Origin of the sequence: Intrasporangium sp., assembly GCF_039812505.1 — a bacterium.
In the GTDB taxonomy this organism is placed as follows: Bacteria; Actinomycetota; Actinomycetes; order Actinomycetales; family Dermatophilaceae; genus Intrasporangium_A.
Map to the genome: position 1 here is coordinate 1 of NZ_JBDIAQ010000217.1, position 4,247 is coordinate 4,247.

General features: G+C 72.0%; 5 protein-coding genes. 3 read left to right on the forward strand and 2 right to left on the reverse strand.

Going from position 1 to position 4,247, the window contains the following annotated elements:
- Nucleotides 1-453, reverse strand: coding sequence for a hypothetical protein (locus WMI84_RS17150; protein ID WP_347354992.1), 453 nt, complete (start codon nucleotides 451-453; stop codon nucleotides 1-3).
- Nucleotides 454-739: 286 nt separating this feature from the next.
- Here WMI84_RS17150 and WMI84_RS17155 point away from each other — a divergent pair, with 286 nt between their 5' ends.
- The 3 genes from WMI84_RS17155 to WMI84_RS17165 all read left to right on the forward strand — a co-directional run bounded on the left by WMI84_RS17155 (nucleotide 740) and on the right by WMI84_RS17165 (nucleotide 2,971).
- Complete coding sequence (locus WMI84_RS17155; RefSeq protein ID WP_347354993.1) at nucleotides 740-1,684, forward strand: hypothetical protein; 945 nt, start codon at nucleotides 740-742, stop codon at nucleotides 1,682-1,684.
- Nucleotides 1,681-1,941, forward strand: coding sequence for a sulfurtransferase TusA family protein (locus WMI84_RS17160; protein WP_347354994.1), 261 nt, complete (start codon nucleotides 1,681-1,683; stop codon nucleotides 1,939-1,941). Before WMI84_RS17155 ends, WMI84_RS17160 begins: the two co-directional genes overlap by 4 nt.
- A gap of 619 nt (nucleotides 1,942-2,560) precedes the next feature.
- Nucleotides 2,561-2,971 carry a hypothetical protein gene (locus WMI84_RS17165; protein WP_347354995.1) on the forward strand — a complete coding sequence of 137 codons (411 nt, stop codon included), beginning with the start codon at nucleotides 2,561-2,563 and terminating at the stop codon, nucleotides 2,969-2,971.
- 64 nt (nucleotides 2,972-3,035) lie between these two features.
- Here WMI84_RS17165 and WMI84_RS17170 read toward each other — a convergent pair whose 3' ends face one another.
- Entirely contained in the window at nucleotides 3,036-4,223 is a 1,188-nt protein-coding gene (locus WMI84_RS17170; RefSeq protein WP_347354996.1) for an acyl-CoA dehydrogenase family protein, read from the reverse strand.
- Nucleotides 4,224-4,247: the final 24 nt, after the last annotated feature.

Genomic DNA, 4,247 nt, shown 5'->3' on the forward strand with positions numbered 1-4,247 from the left:
TCAGTCGGACCCGCCGAGGTCGACGTGCAACGCCTCGTACACGAGGTCGCCCCCCATCCGCCGATGCCGCACGATCCGCGCGACGAGCTCACCGACCTCCTTGCGGAAGTCGGGCAGGTCGGCCACGGTCCCGCCGTGCTCCAGCACGGCGAGGTAGGCGCCGATCGCGTCGCGGTACTCGTCGTGCTCGCTCGTCAGCCGCTGGACCGCGGACGAGAGCCGCGGGTCGCTCGAGCGCAGGCTGTCGTGCAGGCCGCCGGGCGCCTCGGTGAGGTTGATGTGGTCGTCGAAGTCGTGGGACAGCTCGGCGAGCGCGGCCCGGACCCGTTCGCGCCACGCACCTCCCCTGGCCACCGGCGAGGCAAGGGCCGTGTCGAGCGCGGCAACGGACTCACGCAGCTCGGCGCGCTGGGCCCTGACCCGCTCGAGGTAGGTCGTCAATGTCGAGTCCATGGCCACCTCCAGTGCTCTTCTCCAATGCTGAAGGACGACGGGCCGGTCGGCAAGAGCGGGGTCACCGGCACCCACACTCCGGGCCCAACCCGGCGAAACCACCCTCCGGCCCCACCGTCGGAACCGTCGCGAGTGGGCGGCATACGGACGGGGACGACGTGGCCCCGGTGCCGCGCCGCGGGGCTGCCGCGACGGCCCCGGCCCGGGAACCTGAGGGTCACCTTCCCTCCCGCCGGGTCGGCACGGTATTTTCAACGGTAGCAACCGTATTTAAATGGAGGTCGTGATGGATCTGTCCATCCCGGGGCTGAGCGAACGCGACGAACGGCGCGTCGACACGCTCCAGGTCATCGTCAAGGAGGAGACACCGTTCCTGCCCAAGGTGGCCTTCACCCTGATCACCCTGGCCTCGGTCGGCGGGGCGGTCTTCACCGGCCTGGGCCTGGGGGTCTCCGGCGCGGGTCTGCTGGTGCGGTGGCTGTCCCTGTGGGCGGTCGCGCTGGCCGGCGGCTTCCTGGCGTGGCGGCTGCTCTACCTGCGGCGCGCCGAGAAGGGGGTCGACCAGGTGCGCGTCGATGCCCTGACCGGCGACCTGCTGCGCCGGGCCGACGAGGTCGGCCGCTGGGTCAGCCCCGTCGTGCTGCTCGGCGCGGCCGGGCCCTTCGTGGTGCCGGCACTCGCCGGGGAGCCGCTGCTGCGGTGGGGGATCGTCGCGGCGACCCTGGCCCTGGCCGGCCTGCTCGCCGTGGGGGTGGGACGGGGCGCGGTCGCCGGGCCGGCGCTGGCCCTGGTGGTGGCCCTGATCGCCGGGTGGGCCTACGCCGACGTCGGGCCCGACTGGGCTGCGGGCATCCGAGCGCTGCACCTGACCGCGTTCACCCTCTGGCTCGGCGGGGCACTGTGGAACATCGCCGTCGCCATGCCCGTGGGGCGGCGCCACCCGAACGTCGACGCGGTCCTGGCCGGGGCGCGCCAGCTGGACCGCTTCCGCTGGGTGGTGCGCTTCGTGCTCCCGACGATCATCGTGACCGGGCTGGTCATGGCCGACGCGTTCCGCGCCCTGCCGCTGGGCTGGTGGACGAGCTTCCCGGGCATCCTGATCCCGCTCAAGGTGCTGGCGATCATCGCCCTCGTCGTGGTCTTCATCACCTGTCCCCTGTTCCGGCACTGCTCGCCGGTCCAGGGAGTGTGCAACATCGACGACCTCGCCGAGCAGGAAGACCACCGATGACCACGCGCTTCCTGCTGGACAACCGGAGGACGCCCTGTGCGGTCGGGCTGATCCGGGCCGCCCAGCAGATCCGTGACCTGGCCCCGGGATCGGTGCTCGAGATCTGGAGCCGCGACCACTTCGCGCCGATGGAGATCCCCCTGTGGGCCGAGCGGGACGGCCACGCCGCCCGCAACCGAGGGCGGGCCGGGAAGTGGCCGTTCCGCTACTTCGTCTTCGAGGTCACCAAGGGAGAGTCGCGGCGCTCCGTTGCGTGAGCCGGTGGGGTGTCGGGTCCCGTCCGGTCATCGACGACCCTGCGGTCGGGGCCGCGACGATCAGGGGTGCTGTGGCAGGCGGGCACGTAGGGCACGCTGCGGCACGCGGGCGCGGTGCGGCAGGCGGGCGCGCCGTGACGGCCGGTCGCGCTGTCGCAGGCGTCAGTTCGTTGTCGACGGCGGCGCCGCGGTGGTGGACGGCGGCCCGCCCGACGGAGGGAGCGTAACCGTCGGGACGGACCGCGCGACCGGTCGCGGGGCATGGCTGTACGGGGAGGCGTCGTCACCGGGGTGGGTGACCAACCACGCCCCGACGACGAACACGAAGACGACGAACACCACGCCGGCCCGACCACCGCGCCAACCTCGCATAATGGAAGGCCTTCCTGGTGCCCCTCGTCACCTCGTTGTACTGCCCTGCTTCCGTGCCATGACGGTAGGCCGCGAGTCTGGGAGCACCGCGGGCACCACCTCCGGATCCGCTGTGAACGCATGCGTCCCGCCCCCCTCCCGTGCCCAGCCCGCCGGCACGTGGGCAGAATTGAGACGGGGTGGCACAGAACCGACGTACCGCCCGAGACCGACAAGCGGCCTCGGGCCGGTCCACGAGAGGAACACGATGAAACTGCACACGATCCCCATCCGGCTCGCGACGGGCGCCTACATCCTGCACTCCGGGCTGAGCAAGCGCGGCGCGAACGAGGAGCTGGCGGCCGGACTGCACGGCATGGCCGCGGGTGCGTACCCGGTTCTCAAGGACATCCCGCCGAAGCAGTTCGTCAAGGCGCTGTCCACGGTCGAGATGACCCTGGGCACGGCGCTGCTGACCCCGTTCGTCCCCCGCGGCGTGGCCGGGGCGATGCTGACCGGCTTCGCCGGCGGCCTCGTGGGGATGTACGCCCGCACCCCGGCGCTGCGCCGGCCGAACAGCATCTGGCCGAGCCAGCAGGGCACGGCGATCTCCAAGGACAGCTGGCTGCTGTCCATCGGGCTGAGCCTGCTGATCGACGCACTGACCGACCGCGGCTGAGCAGGCGCCGGGCGGTCGGCCGGTCGTGACGCCGGGCGGGTCGTGACGCTGGGCGGTCGCGGCCTCAGCCCTCCTCGGGGGGCCACGGCACGACCGGGCCGAGCAGTGCGTTCGCCCATGCGCCGTGCACCGACTCGTCGTCGCTCGGGTGGAAGATCCCGGCGAGGACGTCGCGATAGAGTCGCGACAGCTCGCTCGAGCTGAAGTACGACGAGCCGCCCGAGACGCGGATGCACTGCTCGACCACCCGCAGCGCCGTCTCGGTGGCCCGTGACTTGACTGCGGACAGCTGCGGCATCCACAGGCTGCCGCGGTCCGCGAGGGTGTCGACGTCGCGGGCGATCAGCTCGAGCTGCGGGTAGATCCCGTCGAGGGCCATGGCGGCGTCGGCGAGGCGCCAGCGGATGTCGGGGTCGTTGGAGTACGGGGCGCCGTTGTTCTTCAACGAGGTCCGGCGCCCGACCGTCTGCGTGGCGACCTCGACCGCGCGCTTGGCGATGCCCGTGTAGACCGACGCGAGGAGCACCTCGAAGTTGGCGAAGATGCCGAAGACGAACGGGTCCATCGTGGGCCCGGGCGGGATGCGGCGGACGATCCGGTCGGCAGGGGCATACGCCTGCTCGAGGACTGTCGTGCAGGACTGGCTGGCGCGCATCCCGAGGGTGTCCCAGTCGTCCTTGACGGTGACCCCCGGGTCGTCGCGGCGGACGAACCCGTAGACGGAGTGCGGGCCGTCCTCGCCCGAGCTGTCCGTGCCGAACGTGCCGAGCCGGGTCCAGGCCGGCGACAGGGAGGTGAAGATCTTCGTCCCGGTGAAGCGGTAGCCTCCCGCGCCGTCGGGCTCGGCTTGGCTGGACGAGCCGAAGAGCACCAGGTCGTTGCCGGCCTCGGAGATCCCGAAGCCGAAGACCTCACCAGCGGCCGCCTCCTCGAGGACGAAGTCCATCGACGAGTCTCCGTGTGCCCGAACGGTGTTCGCCACCCCCACCCAGACGTGGTGCATGTTCACGGCGAGCGCGGTGGCCGGCGCGGCACCGGCCAGGCGCATCTGTTCGAGGGTCAGCTGCTGCAGGGTGAGACCGGCGCCGCCGAGGTCGGCCGGGACCATCGCGGTGAGGTAGCCCGCCGCGCGCAGCTCGTCGAGGTCCTCGTCGAAGAAGCCGTTCTCGCGGTCGATCCGCGCGGCCCGCCCCCGGATCCGCTCGAGCAGGTCGTCCCCGAGGTATGCCGCTGGGCCGGCGTGGGTGGTCATCGTTCCTCCTGGTGCGGCTGGCTC